The following is an 18,295-nucleotide window of genomic DNA, read 5'->3' as shown; positions in this document are numbered from 1 at the left end:
CGGAGTCAGCAGGCGGAGTATCGAGGGCGATGTGTCCAATCGCTGACGCATCAGCGCCGCGTAGCGTGAAGCCATCCTTCTTGGCAGCACGCTCCTCTTCTGTCGTGAGATTCTCGACCGTCGACGTATCGGTCGCCTGGGAGGCTAAGTCGCAGGGCTCATTGTGCGGACGTGCCCCGAAGCAGGCAGGTCGTCCGTTTCGGGATGGTCGAACGTAGTATACGTCCGCGCCGCAGCCTGCGCAGATCAAATCCCGTCTCAGCTCTTCGCGGAGCGAGTTGTCCGATCTCACGAGAGTTGTCGGTTACTGAAATAGAGAATCCCCGGAAAGACGGGCGAGTGGTGCGCTGCCGAAACTTCCAGTTGTCTCACGACGCTTGTCAATGGTCGCGTTCGCTCTCACCCTGCCTAAAAGGTCGGGCGGACCGTTTCGGTGCAGCAGGTCCCGGGAGGGGGTTTCGGCAGATGCGCGATCGGCGTGTCGTGCAGTCGGCTGGCTACCTCGGTGCGCCCGCCGGAAACGATCGTTATCGGAGGGTGCAACAGGGCTGGCCTCATGGTTGTGCCGCGGTTCCGGAATGAAGATCTCTCGATTGTGTTGTATACCCCCAGGGGGTATCATGTCAGAATGAACGGCTACGACGACAACAAAGCGGATCTGCGCAAGCGGCTGAGCCGTGTTGAGGGTCAGGTGCGTGGGATCGCCCGGATGGTTGATGAGGACAAGTACTGCATCGACATCCTCACGCAGGTCTCCGCGGCGACGAGGGCCCTGGAGACCATGGCGTTGTCGCTGCTCAGTGACCATCTGAGTCACTGCGTCGCCGAGGCAAGTGCGGAGGGTGGCGAGGTTGCGGCCGAGAAGGTCCGTGAGGCCAACTAAGCGATAGCCCGCCTGGTTCGTTCATGATCACACGTCTGTCTAGTTGAAAGGGAACACCATGTCTGATCGCATCGAGCTTGGGCTGAAGGACGCGAATGTTGGTTGCGCATGCTGCGCTGCGTCATCGAACACGGAGACATCTGAGCCTGATGATGCTGCAGTGACAGCGGAGGTGCTTGTTGACGGGATGACGTGCTCGCATTGTGCATCGAGTGTCACTGAGGAGCTGAGCGCTGTTGACGGCGTCGATTCGGTCACCGTGGATCTCAACGCGGGCGGCACTTCCCGGGTGACCATCCACAGCGCTGTCCCGGTTGATTCGGCTGCTGTGAAGGCCGCGGTGGAAGAGGCCGGCTACACCCTCGCGACCAGCAACGTTTGAGTCGCATCTGACGGCTTCCGGCTCGCCCCGGGCGCATTAAGCAAGGAGTTCCGATGAGCCAGCCCGACGAACACACCGATCACACCGCGAACGATAGTCACGCGGGAGCGGCTGCGATGGATCATGACCACGCGGCGATGAGCCACGACCCCGCTGCACCACACGGTCACGGCGGCCATGGTGACCACGGCGGGCACGGTGGCCATGGCGATCATGTGGGCCAGTTTCGGCGGTTGTTCTGGATCATGCTGCTCCTCGCGATCCCGGTAGTCGGGTTCTCGATGATGTTCTCAATGATTCTGGGCTACCCGCTACCCGCTGCCCGACGCGGCGTGGGTCGCGTGGGTGTCACCGGTTCTCGGAACTGTCATGTACGTGTGGGGCGGGGCACCATTCCTGACTGGTGCAGTGAGCGAGCTCCGTGCGCGCAAGCCCGGGATGATGCTGCTGATCGCCCTGGCAATCACCGTGGCATTCCTCGCGTCATGGGGTGCGAGCCTGGGCCTGTTGCATCATGAGCTGGACTTCTGGTGGGAGCTGGCGCTGCTCATCGTGATCATGCTGCTCGGTCACTGGATCGAGATGCGTTCCCTCGCGCAGACGACGTCGGCACTGGATTCCCTCGCCGCGTTGCTGCCCGACGAGGCGGAGAAGGTAGAAGGAGACGCCACCGTCACAGTCGCCCCCTCTGACCTGCAGGTGGGTGATGTGGTGGTGGTGCGCCCGGGTGGGCGGGTCCCCGCTGACGGGCGGATCGTGCAGGGCTCGGCCAGCATGGATGAGTCGATGATCACGGGAGAGTCTCGGCCGGTGCGCCGCAGTGATGGTGACTCGGTGATTGCCGGCACGGTCGCGACCGACTCCGGGGTGCGGGTGGAGATCACGGCGATCGGCGACGATACCGCACTTGCGGGTATCCAGAAGTTGGTGACTGAGGCGCAGAGTTCATCGTCGCGGGCGCAACGGCTCGCGGATAAGGCGGCGGGGTGGCTGTTCTGGTTTGCACTCGGCGCCGCTGCGATCACCGCCATCGTCTGGACTCTCGTCGGACAGCCTGACGCTGCGGTGATTCGCACGATCACCGTGCTGGTGATCGCGTGCCCGCATGCTCTGGGTCTTGCGATCCCGCTTGTTGTGTCGATCGCGACCGAACGCGCCGCCCGCGGCGGTGTGCTGATCAAGGATCGTCTCGCGTTGGAGAGCATGCGCACGGTCGATACGGTCCTGTTCGACAAGACTGGCACTCTCACCAAGGGCACCCCCGCCGTTACCGCCATCGATCCCGTCCCTGGGGCCGACTCTGACCAGCTGCTGGCCTGGGCCGCTGCCGCGGAAGCCGACTCTGAGCACCCCCTTGCCCGTGCGATAGTCAACGCGGCAAAAGAGAAGAGCCTCTCGGTCCGCGCATCGTCGGACTTTGAATCCTCCCCCGCTGTTGGGGTGCGTGCGCGCGTCGACGGACGCATTGTGCAGGTCGGCGGCCCGTACATGCTCGAGCAGGAACACGCGCAGGAGCTGCCCGTGGCCGACCAGTGGCGCGGTGAGGGTGCAATCATCCTCCACGTGCTCGTCGACGGACAGGTCTCGGGTGCGCTGCGCCTGGCGGATGAGATTCGCTCCGAGTCGCGTCACGCGGTCGACGCGCTCCATGAGCGTGGCGTGCAAGTGGTCATGATCACCGGTGACGCTGATGCGGTGGCTGCGTCCGTAGCGGGTGAGCTGGGCATCGACCGGTACTTCGCCGGGGTGCGCCCGGAGGACAAGGCTTCCAAGGTGAAAGAACTGCAAAGCGAAGGCCGCAGGGTCGCAATGGTCGGGGACGGTGTGAACGATGCCCCGGCCCTCGCCCAGGCCGACGTCGGTATCGCTATCGGCGCGGGAACGGATGTCGCGATCGCATCGGCCGGAGTTATCCTCGCCAGCGACGACCCCCGGTCAGTGCTCTCCGTGATCGAGCTGTCACGGGCCAGCTACCGGAAGATGAAGCAGAACCTCTGGTGGGCCGCCGGCTACAACCTCCTCTCCGTCCCGCTCGCGGCCGGTGTGCTCGCCCCCATCGGGTTCGTGTTGCCGATGTCCGTCGGTGCAGTGCTGATGTCCCTGTCGACCATCGTGGTCGCGCTCAACGCTCAATTGCTGCGACGACTGGATCTCCGCCCCGACGCGGTGACGGGCACGTAGCCGAGGAGAGCCGACCGCGTGGACGTAGGCTGAGGAGAACGGGAGGTGAGAATGTTGCTGATCAATGTCGCACAACGAGTGCGGGCACCGCGCACGCTCACCCACACCGTCCTGGCCGTGATCGCGGTCACCGTGGGCATCATCGCCGGGTTGTTGGCGATGCACTCCTTCAACTCGCACGCGACGGCAGCCGGTCACCATGACACGGTGGCTGTCGGCGCGCAGGCCGCAGCGCCGGCGCACCACCATGATGCTCCAGCAGCAGCCCCCTTACCGGCCGCAGCTGCGCAGGACGCGGGGTGCACTACGTGTGGCGGTCAGGATGCGATGACGTGGATGGCGTGTGTGCTCGCTCTCCTGGTCGCCACCATCTTGCTTCAGCGGATCGGGCTCGGTTGGCGGCGTACACCGCTGGCCGCGATGCTCGCGACGATCGACCGGCCCGCCCGGGCTCACGCACCCCTACCGCCCCCGCCCCCGTCTCTCACGGTTCTCTGCATCAGTCGCACGTGATGACGCGCTAGCCCGCTCCGCAGGCAACGCATCCCTTGGCCCGGCAACAGTCGGGCCTCATCACCGACCCTTGGAGAACACTGATGAAGATCCGACCCGCGGCAATCGCCGCACTCACCCTCACCGCAGTACTCACGTTCACCGGCTGCGCCGGAGGCACTGGTTCCGGCGACGATATGGACGGAATGGACCACGGCGGCAGCTCCTCCGCACCCGCAGAGACAGCGGACGCGAACGAGGCCGACATCATGTTCGCCCGCATGATGATCGAGCACCACACCCAGGCCGTCGACATGTCCGACACCATCCTGGGCAAAGAAGGCATCGACGAGCAGGTCACCGCCCTCGCCGAAGACATCAAGGCAGCTCAGCAGCCCGAGATCGAGAAGATGGAGAGCTGGCTCCAAGACTGGGACGCCGCCGACACCGACACGGGCGAAATGGATCACGGCGGTGGCATGATGACCGAAGAGGATATGCAAGCCCTTGACGACGCCACCGGTGTCGAGGCGTCCCGCTTGTTCCTCGAGCAGATGATCGAGCACCACAATGGGGCCATCGACATGGCCCAGGACGAGATCGACAACGGCCAGAACAGCGACGCCGTGAACCTCGCTCAGACGATCGTCGACACTCAGACGGCGGAGATCACCACGATGGAGGAGATTCTCGCGATCCTCTGACCACGAACGGTGTGGCGTGCCCTACCCGGGTGCGCCACACCGCCGGTCAGACGATGCGGACTACTCATGCGTCATCTCACATTCAGCGATGGCAACCATCGTTGACCGGCCCCGGAGGGAGGATGATTGAAGTCGTGAAGATCGAGTTGCTACATATCGCAGAGTGCCCCAGTTGGGTCGAGACGGGGCGCCGCGTTTCCGAGGCGCTCCGAGAAACGGGTCACGACGTTGACTCGACGCTGACCTTTCGACTCGTGCGAACCGAGGAAGACGCCGCGGAAGTCGCCTTCGCCGGCTCGCCCACAATCACGTTGAATGGAAACGATCTGTTCCCTGGTTCGGACCGCACAGTCGACTTAGCCTGCCGAATCTACCGAACGCCTGCGGGGTTGGCCGGGATGCCGACCACCGAACAAATTCGACAGGCCATCACCACTCATGGGGACTGACTCTGAGGTGGAATGCACCTGTTGCGGCCGATCCCTGCCCCGAAGGAAACTGCATTCCCTCGGGAACGATCGTGCGTTCATCTGCCGTCGCTGCGGATGGTGGGTGGCGCTTCGTCTCCGCCGCGACCGCCCGAACGCGTGACCTGCACCGAGGGTTCGATCGGCGCGTCCGGAGTCACACTGTTGCGAGGCTTCGCAGGTCGCGTTCCCACGCCTGCGTAGCCATCTGCACAGCATCCCAGGGGGAGCCGAGAGGCGGCGTGTAGGAGAGGTCGAGGTCACTCATCGTTGCGACGGTCATGCCGTGGTGCAGAGCCGTGGCGTAAGTGTCGACGCGCTTGGAGATTTCTGCGCCGCGGGTGCCGACGAGCTGCGCGCCGAGCAGACGGCCGTCGTTGGCGTCTCCGGTGATGCGGATGCTGATGGGCGTGGCGCCCGGGTAGTACCGCTTGTGGTCGTCCGCGATCGCGGTGTGACTGTGCGGGGCAAGGCCGGCGGCCGTGGCTTCGTGGTCGCGGAGCCCTGTGCGTGCGGCCACGACGTCGAAGACCTTCACGACCTGCGTGCCGAGGCTCCCTGCGAACCGCGTATCCCCACCGATCGCGTTTTCCCCCGCGACTCGTCCCTGCTTATGCGCCGTGGTGCCGAGAGGAAGGTATGTGACGCCGAGCAGGCGATGGTGGGTGACCACCCCGTCGCCAGCCGCCCACACGTTCGGCAGGCCGGTGCGCATCCGTTCGTCGACGACGACAGCGCCGCCCGCGCCCGTGGTTGCGCCGGCCGCAGTGAGAAGGGTGGTGTTGGGTCGCACGCCGACGACGACGAGCACCACGTCAGCAGTGCGGGAGAAGGCTTCACCGTCGTGGGTGCCGGTGACGGTGATCCTGCCACCGTCACGGGCGACGGCTTCGACGCGCGTACCGGTGAGGACGTCGACGCCGTGTCGGGTGAGTTCGTCGTGAACGAGGGAGCCGAGTTCGGGATCGAGGGTGGAGAGAACTTCGGGGCCGCGCTGCAGCTGGGTGACCTGGAGGCCCCGCACGGTGAGCGCTTCGGCCATTTCGAGGCCGACGTAGCCGGCTCCGACGATGATTGCCGTCTCGGGCTGATGTTCGTCGAGGTACTTCTCGAGCGCGAAGGTGTCGCCCATCGAGTGCAACAGGTGCACGCCGTCGTCGGGCCCGAGCTGGTCAAGACCTGCGATGCCGGCGGTTGACGGGGATGCTCCGGTGCCGACCATGAGCTCGTCGTACGCGATCACCGATTCGCTGCCGTCGGCATCGCGGACGGTGAGGCGGCGGCCGTTGACGTCGATGCCGGTAGCGAGGGTGTCAAGTCGGAGGTTCATGCCAGTGGCTTCGAGGTCCGCGTGGGTGCGGTGGGCGAGGGACTGCCAGGGCTGCACCTCGCGGGAGAAGTAGTACGGGATGCCGCAGATCGAGAAGTTCGGGTAGGCGTCAGCCACGACGACAGTGACATCAACAGACGGGTCAAGTTCGCGGGCCCGGAGGGCGGTGGAGATTCCAGCGTCGCTTCCGCCGATCGCTACAAGATGCATGAGGGTGCCTTTCAGGGCTGGTTTTCGAGTTGCTGAGGGACCACGACGTCGCCGGCCGTGCGGGCGGCGGTCGGGTAGAGGGCGAGCAGCACAGCGAGGCCGACCGCGGCCCCGACGAGCTGCGCAGCGATGAACGGCATGACAGAGGCGGGCGCAATGCCCGCAAAGGTGTCGGTGAACATGCGGGCGATCGTCACCGCGGGATTCGCGAACGATGTAGAGCTTGTGAACCAGTACGCCGAGCCGATGTACGCGCCGACCGCGGCCGCCGTGGTCGATCCCTTGCCCGTGCGTGCGAGCGCGAAGATCAACAGCACGAGTCCCGCCGTGGCGACAACTTCCCCGACCAGGTGTCCACCGGTCGCGCGGTCGTTCGATGAGAGCGCGGGGGCGGTGTCGAACATCACTCCCGCCAAGAACGTTCCGGCGATCCCGCCGAGAACTTGGGTGAGCACGTACGGGGCGAGGTCGCGCAGCGGGAGTCCCGTGCCGGACCGGCGTCCGAGCAGCCAATCCGCGATCGACACCACGGGGTTGAAGTGCGCACCGGACACGGGGCCCAGCATGAGGATCAGGACCGTCAGACCGAGCGCGGTGGTCAGGCTGTTCTCCAGTAGTTGGAGGCCGACGTCATCTGGCGAGAGGCGCTGCGCCGCGATGCCGGAACCCACAACGGTCGTGACGAGCAGGCCGGTTCCAAGGAACTCGGCGGCGGCTCGGCGCAGCATGTGAGGTCGCGCGGGCGCGGGCTGGGAGCGGGTAGCAATGTTCATGTCGGCTTATCTTGACCCGAGAGGGGTAGTTCAGTCAAGATTGAAACAATGAACACTGAACGAACCGATCAGGTGGAGGCGCGCGCAGCGAAGCACGCCGCGCTGGGAGACCCCTCACGCCTGCGGATCGTCGACCGTCTCACGCTGGGCGACCTCTCCCCCACCGAAATCGGGGTGGCGTTGGGCCTTCCCTCCAACCTCGTCACACACCATCTGAATGTGCTGGAGTCCGTGGGGATGGTCTCGCGTTCCCGCTCGGAGGCTGACAAACGACGCAGCTACGTTCACCTCACCGAAACCGCACTTCGCGGGCTCACTCCCGGCCGAGTGGAGCGCGCGGATCGCATCGTGTTCGTCTGTACGGCGAACTCCGCCCGGTCGCAACTTGCTGCGGCATTGTGGTCTACCCGCAGCAGCATCCCGGCGTTATCGGGAGGAACACACCCGGCCGAGCGGATAGATCCGGGCGCGGTTGACACAGCCGAGCGCCACGCCCTCGCGCTGCCAACGGAATCACCGCGCGCCCTGACTTCGGTACTGACCGATTCGGATTTCGTGGTGACGGTGTGCGATAACGCTCACGAAGAAATCGGCGTCACGGGGCACCTGCACTGGTCGATCCCCGACCCCGTGCGGATCGGCACCGATGACGCCTTCGATACCGCTTACGACGAGCTGGAGCGCCGCATCGCGGAACTCGCTCCCCGTCTCGCCGCCAGCTGAAACCCAACCCGGAAGAGAACCCGTGACTGACGCTCCCCCAACCGTCCTTTTCATCTGCCAGCACAACGCCGGCCGCTCGCAGCTCGGCGCAGCGCTCCTAGAGCACCTGGCCGGCGACCGGTTCACCGCGACGTCGGCAGGTCTCTCCCCCGCCGACGAAGTGAATCCGGCCGTAGCCGCCACCGTGGCAGAACTCGGAATGAACATCACCGATCGCGTGCCGCGCGCCGTCACAGTCGACGACCTGGATGCCGCCGACATCGTGATCCTGATGAAGCCCGGGCTCACCCTGCCGTCGACGCCTCGCGGGGAACTTCTGGAGTGGTCGTTCCCCAACCCGGAATCGTGGGACGCTGACGCTGTTCGCCCGCTGCGCGAAGCGGTGGCCGAGAAGATTCGTACGGCGATTCTCACCTGAGAAGCGCCGTACGGACGCGGCCCCGGTGCGGCGGCTCAGCAGGCTACGGCGGTGGCGCAGCAGGCGACGGGCGACGGGCGATCCACACGGCCGCCCAACGACACCTTCCACCACTGCTGCACGCGGGAGCGCCAGCCTTCTCGCCGAGTCCCACGTATCCCGTCGATTCTCTCCCGCGCCACACGCTGAAGCTCCAGCCGCCGCGTTAGTTCGATTTCCCTCCGCTTGTAAACCTCGAAAGCGAAATGCGGGTCCATCGTCGACTCCCTCTCGTCAGACGGATGCCGCCATGCGGCCGATCTGGAGGACCTGAGCGGGCGGCGCGCAGCACGAACCGCCCAGCGATGCCCCGGATGCGTCGAACAGTCCCGCCCCACCGCACACTCCCGTGTCCGGCAGCACAAGCTCGACTCGGCGCGCGGCCTCGTGATCGCCGGCCAGCTCAGCGACGACACTGCGGACCTGCTCATACCCGGTCAGGGCGAGGAAAGTGGGTGCTCGGCCATACGACTTCGCGCCGACCAAGTAGAAGTCCGATTCCGGCTGAGCCAGGTCGACCGCGCCCGTGGCAGCGACGGAGCCGCACGAGTGCACGTTGGGATCCACTTCCGCGGCGATACGCACCGGAGCTTGCAGCGTCGCGTCCAGCTCCAGGCGCAGCTCCGACAGGAACGATAGATCCGGTCGGAAACCGGTCAAGACCACCACCCGATCGGCGGTGAGGGTGCGGCCGTCTTCGGCGACCAGCACCGGCCGTTCGCCGTCGCGGGTGACCCGCTCCACGCGGAACCCCGTGACGAGAGAGACCAGGCCGGCGTCGACGAACTCCTTCGCCCTGATGCCGAGCGCTCCGCGGGCGGGCAGCTCGTCGGCCTCGCCGCCTCCGAAAGCATTGCCCGCGGCAGCACGCCGCAGCGCCCAGGTCACTGTCGTGTTCGGGTCGCGGCGCGCCATCTGCCCCAGCGCCAGAACGGCGGTGACCGCTGAGTGCCCGGACCCGATGACCACGGTGTGCTTGCCGCCGAACTGCTCACGATCACGGAAATCAGGGATGCGGTAGGACAGCAGATCCGCGGATGCATGTTCTCCGAGAGCCGGCAGGCCGTCAGCACCAGCGGGGTTCGGAGTATCCCAGGTGCCCGATGCGTCTATGACCGCCCGAGCCTGCAACCGGTACTCGTCGCCTTCCACGGGCTGCACGTGCACGGTGAACGGCTGCTCTCCGCGACCCGCATCCACAAGTCGGTCACGCCCAAGGCGAGATACTCCGACGACTCGGGAACCGAAGCGGATGTGATCGCCCAGCTCGGCGGCGAGGGGTGCGAGATATCCGGTAATCCACTGCTCCCCGGTGGGATATCCCGTCGTGGGGGCGCTCCAGCCCGTGGGCTCGAGAATGCGAACCCCGGCCGCATCAACCAGTTCCGGCCACTCAGAGAACAACCGCACGTGCCCCCACTCGCGCACAGCTGCGGCGGGGCCGTCGCCTGCTTCCAACACCACGACCGGAACGTTGCGCTCCACCAGATGCGCAGCCGCGGCCAGCCCTTGCGGACCAGCACCAATAACAACGACGGGCAACGTGCTCTCCATCAGCCTTCTCCAATACGCATCGACGAACCTCGATGCATCGAGACTTGTCGATGTATCGATAAATGTCAATACGACGTGAGAGAATTCCACCATGCCCTCCCCTCTGACCCTCCTGCCGGCCGATGTCGCAGTCTGCTGCTCGCCGGTTACCGGCGGGGTGCTCACGGCCGCTGAAGCTGAGCGAATCGCCCACACGTTCAAAGCGTTGGGTGACCCGACGCGCGTGCGGCTGCTCTCGCTCATCGCGGCATCAGACGGCGGCGAGGCCTGCATCTGCGACCTCACCGACCCGGTGGGACTCTCCCAGCCCACCGTCTCGCATCACATGAAGCTGCTCGTCGATGCCGGACTCGCGACACGCGAACAGCGAGGCCGCTGGGCGTACTACCGAGTCGTCACGGACACACTCGAACAGGCATCCCGCTCGCTGAGCTCGTGAAACAGCCGCGCAGGTTCCCTCCGAATACGCCGGTCTTAATTACGCCCGGTCACCAGTAGAGCCGTCATCTTGTTGCGCGACACTTCGGGCAGCGGAGATGAGACACGCCGAAAACGCCTGCCGTATCGGGGTTGGGGTGAACGTTAGCGGTGGCCCTCCAGACGCCCGAGCCGCAAACGATCGATTTCGGTGGGACGACCGCTCCGATTTATAGTCCAGTGCTGTGGCTAGGCGAGGCTCGGCCGTGGTTCGCGCGTGAAGAGGGGGACCACGCGGACGAGGACGAGCATCGCGACCAGCTCGACAAGGGTTTGCGTGACTATCGCGAGCGGGGCAATGCGCATCGAGGCGGGAAGGGCGAGAGCGAGCGGTAGGACGACGAGCGAGTTGCGCGTCGCGGTGGAGAACATCACCGCGCGGGTGGCGGAAACGTCTAGTTGTGCGACGCGGCTGGCGAGCTTCCCGATCGCGACGGCGAGGACGACAAATGCGATGTACAGCGGCACTACGCGCAGGAGCGCGGTGATTTGCGATCCAACGGCGGCGATCTGGGAACCGATGACCACGGCGAGGGTCACCATCATCAGCGGCACCATTGCACCCGCCATGATCTTCACGATAAACCGCCCTCCCCGGTAACGACGCGCAAGAGCCTGCACAACCGCTGCTGCAGAGAGTGGGACCACGATCAGCAACAGGAATGCCCGGATGAATGGGCCGATGTCGACCACATCGAGCACAGCGCCACCGGCGAAGAGGAACAGGAACACCGGCAACAGCAAGATCTGGACCAACATCAGCAGCGGTGCGGCTGCGAGCAGTCGCGCGCCAGCACCACCCGCGAGACCGGCGAACACGATGACGTAATCGATGCACGGGGTCAGCAGGACGAACAACACCCCGAGGAGCAGTCCCCGGTCATCGACCACGAAGCGGGAAAGACCCCAGGCGAGCATCGGCACAATGACAAAGTTCGCCACCAGCACCGTGCCGAGAAACCTGATGTCACGGAACGCGCGCTTTACCTCGATGAGCGGGACGCCGAGGAAAGTGGCGAACAACAGCAGCATCAGTGCCGGTTCGATCGAGTGCTCGAGGCTCGGAGCGGTCTGCGGCGCTATCAACCCGATGGCCGCACCCACGGCGATTGCGCCGATGTAGAGGGCGAGTTGATGAGTGTCCCACCACCGGACAACGAATCTCACTCGGTGCTCTCATCATCTGCGCGGATCATGAAAACTGCTCCGGCGATCGCTGCGGCGAAGATCACGATGTCAGCGACGTTCCCGATGAACCAGTTCCCGTAGGCAAGGAAGTCCACGACGTGACCCCGGGCGAACCCAGGATCGCGGAAAAGGCGGTCGCCTGCATGTGAGGCAGCAGCTCCACCGAGCGCACCGACAACGATCGCCCACCCCAGGCGTCGCACTCGGAACGCGAACACGATCGCTGTGACGGCGGCGACGACAGCGAGCAGCGCGAACACCCAGGTGAAGCCTTCACCGAAAGAGAATGCCGCTCCCGGGTTATAGGCGAGTTGCAAACCCAGCAGGTCACCGATCAGCGGGATGCGCTCACGCTCGGTGAGGGTCGCTTCGGCCCACACCTTGGTTCCCTGATCAATCAGCACGACAACCACGGCGATCAAGAGCGCTCCACCAGTGAGCTGCCACCGCCGTGCCGACGACAGCTTGCGCAAAGGGGGCGGGTGAGCCTCTGTCTGGGAGGAGGTCATGCGAGGGCCTCGATCAGACGGACGATGACGCCGGATTCGATCAGGATGAACAGGCCGAGACCGATGAACACGGCGGGTACGAGCCAGTGCTCGACGCGTTCCAGCGCTTCGGTGACGGCCTTGTTGGTGCCGATGAGCCGACCGGCCGCGCACCAGACCGCGACGAGGATGAGGAATACGACGATCATGATCGCGACGTCGCCGGGGGCGCTGGTGCGGAAGATCGGCGTGTAGAGGGAGATATTGTCGGCCCCGTTGGCGATCGTGATCCCTGCGACGCCCCATAGTCCGACCGCGGTGATCTTGGAGTCGTCGTCGTCATCGTCGCCGTTGCGGCGCAAGCCGCGAATGAGCGTCCACACGCCGATACCGAGCGGGATCAGACCCAGGAACCCGACCCATTCGTCCGGAACGATCGTGAGCCCGAGCGCGGCTATCACACTGATCACGACCAGGGTGATGAACCCGAGATACTGGCCTGCGACGATCTGCCACGGGCGGGGTTTCCCTCGACTGGAGGCGAGGAACAGCACGGTGAGCACGACGATGTCGTCGATGTTCGTTGCCGCGAACAGGCCGATCGCTGAACCGATGGTGGCGAGCATCAGTTTTCCAGTTGTGGCGTGCGGGCGCGGGCGGCGCGCAGGCCGTTGAGGATCACGATGACTTCCGCGACCTCGTGGACCAGGACGACGGCCGCGAGTCCCAGGACGCCGAAGAGCGCGAGCGGGAGCAGGGCGGTGATGATCAGCAGGGACAGGATGATGTTCTGGTTGATGATCCGTCGACCGCGACGTGCGTGGTCGAATGCCCGCGGAATGAGGCGCAGATCATGGCCGGTGAAGGCCACGTCGGCGGATTCGATTGCTGCGTCGGAGCCTGTCGCGCCCATCGCGATGCCGATGTCTGCGCTAGCGAGGGCCGGGGCATCGTTGATGCCGTCGCCGATCATCGCGACCGGTCCTGCCTTCGACAGTTCTGCGATCGCGGTCGCCTTGTCCTCCGGGCGCAGCTCCGCTCGCACGTCGCTGATCCCGGCCTGCGCAGCCAGTGCACGAGCGGTACGGGCGTTGTCGCCGGTGAGCATAGTCACGCCGACGCCCTGGCCGGTGAGTGTCCGGACTACGTCAGGGACTTCAGGGCGCAGCTCGTCACGGACGCCGATCGCGGCGACCGGTGACCCGTCGCGGTGCACGATGACGACGGTCATGCCCTGCTCTTCCAGCGATGCGACCCGCTCGACGAGGTCGCCGGCGTCCAGCCAGCGGGGGCTGCCGACGGTGATTGTCGATCCGTCGACGGTGCCGTCGATGCCGTGGCCGGCCTGCTCGGTCACATCTGCAGCTGCCGGTATCCCCGAGGCTGCGGCGGTGATTGCTGAGGCAAGAGGATGTGTGCTGTGCTGCTCCAGCGCAGCCGCCCAGGCCAGCGCCTGGACCTCGGTTACACCGTTCGCGGTGAGTACGGCGGTGACCACGGGTTCGTTGCGGGTAAGGGTTCCGGTCTTGTCGACGGCGACGTGCCGGACCGTACCGAAGCGCTCGAAAACGGCGCCGGACTTGATGATCACACCGAACTTGCTCGCGGCGCCGATCGCAGCGACGACCGTCAGCGGGACCGAGATCGCCAGCGCACACGGAGACGCCGCGACCAGCACGACGAGCGCGCGGGTGATCCACACCTCCGGGTCACCCAGCAGCGAACCGATGATCGCGACGAGCGCCGCGAGGATCAGAACGCCGGGCACCAGTGGGCGGGCGATCCTGTCCGCCAGACGGGCACGCTCGCCCTTGTCGGTCTGCGCTTTCTCGACCAGCTCCACGATCGTCGTGAGCGAGTTATCGGTGCCCGCAGCCGTCGCCTCAACCTCCAGCGCGCCGGCACTGTTGATCGCACCGGCCGACACAACATCGCCAGGCTCGACCTCGACCGGGATCGACTCCCCGGTGATCGCCGATGTGTCCAGGCTGGAGCGCCCGGATCGGACGATCCCATCGGTCGCGATCCGCTCACCCGGGCGGACCACCATGACCTGGCCAACCGTCAACTCTCTCGCCGGTACCTGCGCGGAGACACCGCCCTGCAGCACCGTCGCTGTCTCCGGCACGAGCTTCAGCAGTGCCCTTAGCCCGCCGCGGGCGCGGTCCATCGCCTTGTCCTCGAGCGCCTCAGCGATCGAGTACAAGAACGCCAGAGCTGCAGCCTCCTCCACGTACCCGAGGATGACTGCGCCGATCGCGCTGATCGTCATCAGCAACCCGATGCCGAGCTTGCCCTTGAATAGTTTCCGGATCGCGCCCGGCGTGAACGTCGACGCGCCCAGCAGTAGTCCGACCCAGAACAGCACCAACGCCGGGATCTCTAAGCCGGACCACTCGAGGATCAGACCCCCCAGGAACGCGACACCCGAGAAGATCGGCACCATGATCCCGCGGTCTTTCCACCAGGGCCGCTCAGCCTCTTCGTGTTCCTCTCCCGCCGTGGCGGCAGGCTCATGCTCGCAACCACACGCCTCGCTCACGCGCCAGCCCCCGCTCCGCAGCAGCCCGCCACCGTGCACGCCGAGTCCACGCACGGGGCGTGCACGTCGACAGCCAGCGTCACGTCCACCAGTGCGACGAGGGCAGCAGCTAGGTGCGGGTCGGCGATTTCGTATCGGGTCTGACGGCCCTCCGGCTCGGCAACGACGATGCCGCAATCGCGCAGGCAGGTGAGGTGGTTCGACACGTTCGAGCGCGTCAGCTCCAGTTCGCGCGAGAGCACAGCGGGATAGCTCGGTCCGTCGAGCAACGTCATTAAGATCCGGGAACGGGTCGGATCAGCCATGGCCCGGCCGAGTCGGTTCATCACATCAAGACGGGAAGCAATGGTCAGCATGCACTGAACTATACAGTGACCGCTGACTGGTTATCAATTCGATCGAATGTTATGGCGTTCTGTTCGTCGCCGCGTCAACCAGTCGTGAGGTGCGCGATCCTGCTGTGGTGGACGACGCCGCATGCCGCCGGGCGCTCGATAGCGATCGTCCCGCGAAACTGCAGCCGGAGGCTGTCGTTCGGGAATAGGCCGGTGCCTGTTGAGTTACATACCCCCAGGGGGTATGTTGTGGGTATGAACGGTTACACCGACAACAAGGCGGATCTGCGCAAGCGATTGAGTCGGGTTGAGGGTCAGGTGCGAGGTATCTCGCGGATGGTCGATGAGGACAAGTACTGCATCGACATCCTGACGCAGGTCGCTGCGGCCACGAAGGCGCTCGAAACGGTGGCCTTGTCGCTCCTGGGTGACCATCTGAGCCATTGCGTCGCTCAGGCAAGCGCTGAGGGTGGCGAGGTTGCGGCGGAGAAGGTCCGCGAAGCTAACGACGCCATCGCTCGCCTGGTCCGTTCATAACCACACGTCTAACGATCTGGAGAAACTCACTATGACTGACCGCATCGAACTCGGACTGAAGGACGCAAACGCTGGTTGCGCATGCTGCGCAGCCCCATCGAACATCGAGGCATCCGCTCCTGTGGCGGCCCCGGTCTCGGAAGAGGTACTGGTCACGGGAATGACGTGCTCGCACTGTGTGTCGAGCGTCAGTGAGGAACTGAGCGCGCTTGACGGTGTCGCGTTCGTCGCTGTCGACCTGAACGCCGGCGGCTCGTCCCGCGTGACGATCCACAGCGCAGCCCCTGTCGATCCCGCTGCCGTGAGGGCTGCGGTCGAAGAGGCCGGTTACAGCCTCGCGACCAGCCAGGCCTGATTCACTTATCCGTCCGCACCCGGCTCGACCCCGGGCGCATCGAACAAGGAGTTCTGATGAGCCAGCACGACGAGCACACCCATCACATCGCACACGAGAATCCCGGCACCGCGCCGACGGCGCAGCATGACCACGCGGCGATGAGCCACGACCACGGCGCTCCTCAAGGTCACGCGGGCCACGGCGGTCACGCGGGCCACGGCGATCACGTGGGCCAGTTCCGGCGGTTGTTCTGGATCATGCTGGTCCTTGCGGTCCCGGTTGTCGGGTTCTCGGGGATGTTCTCGATGCTGCTCGCGTACCCGTTGCCGGAAGCCGCCTGGGTTGGGTGGGTGTCCCCGGTTCTCGGGACGGTCATGTACATCTGGGGTGGGGCCCCGTTCCTCACCGGCGCGGTGAGTGAACTTCGTGCCCGCAAGCCCGGAATGATGCTCCTGATCGCCCTCGCGATCACGGTCGCGTTCCTCGCATCCTGGGGCGCGAGCCTCGGCCTCCTCCATCATGAGCTGGACTTCTGGTGGGAGCTGGCGCTGCTGATCGTGATCATGCTGCTCGGCCACTGGATCGAGATGCGCTCCCTCGCACAGACCACCTCAGCACTGGATTCCCTCGCTGCACTGCTGCCCGACGAGGCGGAAAAGATCGAAGGCGACACGACCGTGACGGTCGCCCCGTCCGATCTGCTGGTGGGTGACGTGGTGGTGGTGCGCCCAGGCGGGCGGGTGCCCGCTGACGGGCGGATCGTGCAGGGCTCGGCCAGCATGGACGAGTCGATGATCACCGGCGAGTCCCGGCCCGTGCGCCGCAGCGACGGCGACCAGGTCATCGCCGGCACCGTCGCCACCGATTCCGGGGTGCGGGTCGAGATCACCGCGATCGGCGACGACACCGCTCTCGCGGGGATCCAAAAGCTGGTGACCGAAGCGCAGAATTCATCCTCGCGCGCGCAGCGGCTCGCAGACAAGGCCGCCGGGTGGCTGTTCTGGTTCGCGCTCGGCGCCGCCGCGATCACCGCCATCGTCTGGACGATCGTCGGCATGCCCGACGCCGCCGTGATCCGCACGATCACCGTGCTGGTGATCGCCTGCCCGCACGCGCTCGGTCTGGCGATCCCGCTCGTCGTGTCGATCGCCACCGAGCGTGCCGCTCGCGGAGGCGTGCTGATCAAGGACCGTCTCGCGCTGGAGAGCATGCGCACCGTCGACACCGTCCTGTTCGACAAGACCGGCACGCTCACCAAGGGCACCCCCGCCGTGACCGCGATCGACCCCGTCTCCGGGACCGACCCTGACCAGCTGCTGGCCTGGGCCGCGGCCGCGGAAGCAGACTCCGAACACCCCCTCGCCCGCGCGATCGTCAACGCGGCGAAAGAGAAGACCCTCACGGTCCCCTCGTCAGCCGATTTCGAATCGTCCCCGGCGGTCGGGGTCCGTGCACGTGTCGATGGGCGCGGGGTGCAGGTCGGTGGCCCGTACATGCTCGAGCAGGAACACGCCTCCGAGCTACCGGTCGCCGACGAGTGGCGCCGTGAGGGTGCGATCATCCTCCACGTGCTCGTCGACGGACAGGTCGCGGGTGCCCTGCGCTTGGCGGATGAGATCCGCTCGGAGTCGCGTCACGCCGTCGAGGCCCTCCACGAGCGTGGCGTGCAGGTGGTCATGATCACCGGTGACGCCGACGCGGTCGCAGCCTCCGTCGCGGGCGAGCTCGGCATCGACCGGTACTTCGCCGGGGTCCGACCCGAAGACAAGGCCTCGAAGGTGAAAGAGCTGCAAGGCGAAGGGCGCAAGGTCGCGATGGTCGGAGACGGTGTCAACGACGCCCCCGCGCTCGCGCAGGCCGACGTCGGCATCGCCATCGGCGCCGGGACGGATGTTGCGATCGCGTCCGCGGGCGTCATCCTCGCCAGCGACGACCCCCGGTCGGTGCTCTCGGTGATCGAACTGTCGCGGGCCAGCTACCGGAAGATGAAGCAGAACCTCTGGTGGGCCGCCGGCTACAACCTGCTCTCCGTCCCCCTCGCCGCCGGAGTGCTCGCCCCGATCGGGTTCGTGCTCCCGATGTCCGTGGGCGCGCTGCTGATGTCCCTGTCAACCATCGTCGTCGCGCTCAACGCGCAGCTGCTGCGCCGACTGGATCTGCGCCCGGACGCCGTGGCCGGTAAGTAGCGAGAAACAGTTAGGTCGACGGACGTAGGCTGGGGCGAACGGGAGGTGA

At 65.8% G+C, this 18,295-nt stretch carries 18 protein-coding genes and 1 pseudogene; 11 read left to right on the top strand and 8 right to left on the bottom strand.

What is annotated here, in order from left to right; genetic code table 11:
- Positions 1-628 precede the first annotated feature (628 nt).
- From RS83_RS08035 to RS83_RS08010, 5 genes and pseudogenes are all read left to right on the top strand, one after another.
- Positions 629-883, top strand: a complete 255-nt coding sequence (locus RS83_RS08035; RefSeq protein WP_045279081.1) for a metal-sensitive transcriptional regulator — start codon at positions 629-631, stop codon at positions 881-883.
- Positions 884-941: 58 nt separating this feature from the next.
- A complete protein-coding gene (locus RS83_RS08030) occupies positions 942-1,265 on the top strand; it encodes a heavy-metal-associated domain-containing protein (RefSeq protein ID WP_082071580.1) in 324 nt (107 codons plus the stop codon).
- A gap of 53 nt (positions 1,266-1,318) precedes the next feature.
- Positions 1,319-3,446 (top strand): annotated as a pseudogene (locus RS83_RS08025) (heavy metal translocating P-type ATPase).
- Positions 3,447-4,042: 596 nt separating this feature from the next.
- On the top strand, positions 4,043-4,642 hold the full coding sequence (locus tag RS83_RS08015; RefSeq protein WP_045278986.1) for a DUF305 domain-containing protein: 600 nt from the start codon (positions 4,043-4,045) through the stop codon (positions 4,640-4,642).
- A gap of 134 nt (positions 4,643-4,776) precedes the next feature.
- Positions 4,777-5,091 carry a hypothetical protein gene (locus RS83_RS08010; RefSeq protein WP_045279079.1) on the top strand — a complete coding sequence of 105 codons (315 nt, stop codon included), beginning with the start codon at positions 4,777-4,779 and terminating at the stop codon, positions 5,089-5,091.
- A gap of 175 nt (positions 5,092-5,266) precedes the next feature.
- Here the strand turns inward: RS83_RS08010 and RS83_RS08005 are convergent, their stop codons facing one another.
- Both RS83_RS08005 and RS83_RS08000 read right to left on the bottom strand, forming a co-directional pair.
- Positions 5,267-6,649: an FAD-dependent oxidoreductase gene (locus RS83_RS08005; protein WP_045278985.1), complete on the bottom strand. Its 1,383-nt coding sequence runs from the start codon at positions 6,647-6,649 to the stop codon at positions 5,267-5,269.
- 11 nt (positions 6,650-6,660) lie between these two features.
- Positions 6,661-7,377 carry an aquaporin gene (locus RS83_RS08000; protein WP_419760974.1) on the bottom strand — a complete coding sequence of 239 codons (717 nt, stop codon included), beginning with the start codon at positions 7,375-7,377 and terminating at the stop codon, positions 6,661-6,663.
- A 93-nt stretch (positions 7,378-7,470) separates the two neighbouring features.
- Between RS83_RS08000 and RS83_RS07995 the strand changes: the two genes are divergently transcribed.
- Complete coding sequence (locus tag RS83_RS07995) at positions 7,471-8,145, top strand: helix-turn-helix domain-containing protein (RefSeq protein WP_045278983.1); 675 nt, start codon at positions 7,471-7,473, stop codon at positions 8,143-8,145.
- A gap of 22 nt (positions 8,146-8,167) precedes the next feature.
- Entirely contained in the window at positions 8,168-8,563 is a 396-nt protein-coding gene (locus tag RS83_RS07990) for a low molecular weight phosphatase family protein (protein ID WP_045278982.1), read from the top strand.
- Between the two features lie 273 nt (positions 8,564-8,836).
- On the opposite strand, the gene RS83_RS07985 is transcribed toward RS83_RS07990, so the two are convergent.
- Positions 8,837-10,156 (bottom strand): NAD(P)-binding domain-containing protein, encoded by a 1,320-nt coding sequence (locus tag RS83_RS07985; protein WP_045279078.1) that lies wholly within the window; start codon positions 10,154-10,156, stop codon positions 8,837-8,839.
- Positions 10,157-10,247: 91 nt separating this feature from the next.
- Between RS83_RS07985 and RS83_RS07980 the strand changes: the two genes are divergently transcribed.
- The gene (locus RS83_RS07980; RefSeq protein WP_197072089.1) at positions 10,248-10,595 is read left to right on the top strand and encodes an ArsR/SmtB family transcription factor; all 348 of its coding nucleotides are present in this window, start codon (positions 10,248-10,250) and stop codon (positions 10,593-10,595) included.
- A gap of 227 nt (positions 10,596-10,822) precedes the next feature.
- Here the strand turns inward: RS83_RS07980 and RS83_RS07975 are convergent, their stop codons facing one another.
- Genes RS83_RS07975 through cmtR form a run of 5 tightly spaced genes read right to left on the bottom strand, consistent with a single transcriptional unit; the run spans position 10,823 to position 15,207 of the window.
- Positions 10,823-11,743: an arsenic resistance protein gene (locus tag RS83_RS07975; RefSeq protein WP_269429884.1), complete on the bottom strand. Its 921-nt coding sequence runs from the start codon at positions 11,741-11,743 to the stop codon at positions 10,823-10,825.
- 53 nt (positions 11,744-11,796) lie between these two features.
- Entirely contained in the window at positions 11,797-12,330 is a 534-nt protein-coding gene (locus RS83_RS07970; RefSeq protein ID WP_231587744.1) for a signal peptidase II, read from the bottom strand.
- Positions 12,327-12,935 (bottom strand): cadmium resistance transporter, encoded by a 609-nt coding sequence (locus RS83_RS07965; RefSeq protein ID WP_045278978.1) that lies wholly within the window; start codon positions 12,933-12,935, stop codon positions 12,327-12,329. The genes RS83_RS07970 and RS83_RS07965 overlap by 4 nt, the downstream gene beginning before the upstream one ends.
- A complete protein-coding gene (locus tag RS83_RS07960) occupies positions 12,935-14,851 on the bottom strand; it encodes a heavy metal translocating P-type ATPase (protein WP_045279077.1) in 1,917 nt (638 codons plus the stop codon). Before RS83_RS07960 ends, RS83_RS07965 begins: the two co-directional genes overlap by 1 nt.
- A complete protein-coding gene (gene cmtR / locus RS83_RS07955) occupies positions 14,848-15,207 on the bottom strand; it encodes a Cd(II)/Pb(II)-sensing metalloregulatory transcriptional regulator CmtR (RefSeq protein WP_029259145.1) in 360 nt (119 codons plus the stop codon). Before cmtR ends, RS83_RS07960 begins: the two co-directional genes overlap by 4 nt.
- A 234-nt stretch (positions 15,208-15,441) precedes the next feature.
- Between cmtR and RS83_RS07950 the strand changes: the two genes are divergently transcribed.
- Genes RS83_RS07950 through RS83_RS07935 form a run of 3 tightly spaced genes read left to right on the top strand, consistent with a single transcriptional unit; the run spans position 15,442 to position 18,246 of the window.
- Positions 15,442-15,723, top strand: a complete 282-nt coding sequence (locus RS83_RS07950; RefSeq protein WP_029259144.1) for a metal-sensitive transcriptional regulator — start codon at positions 15,442-15,444, stop codon at positions 15,721-15,723.
- A 31-nt stretch (positions 15,724-15,754) separates the two neighbouring features.
- Positions 15,755-16,078: a heavy-metal-associated domain-containing protein gene (locus tag RS83_RS07945; RefSeq protein WP_029259143.1), complete on the top strand. Its 324-nt coding sequence runs from the start codon at positions 15,755-15,757 to the stop codon at positions 16,076-16,078.
- A 56-nt stretch (positions 16,079-16,134) separates the two neighbouring features.
- Positions 16,135-18,246, top strand: a complete 2,112-nt coding sequence (locus RS83_RS07935) for a heavy metal translocating P-type ATPase (protein WP_197072088.1) — start codon at positions 16,135-16,137, stop codon at positions 18,244-18,246.
- Positions 18,247-18,295 lie beyond the last annotated feature (49 nt).

The organism is Microbacterium oxydans (assembly GCF_000956525.1).
GTDB lineage: Bacteria > Actinomycetota > Actinomycetes > Actinomycetales > Microbacteriaceae > Microbacterium > Microbacterium oxydans_A.
This window is presented reverse-complemented; position numbering and strand designations above follow the sequence as displayed.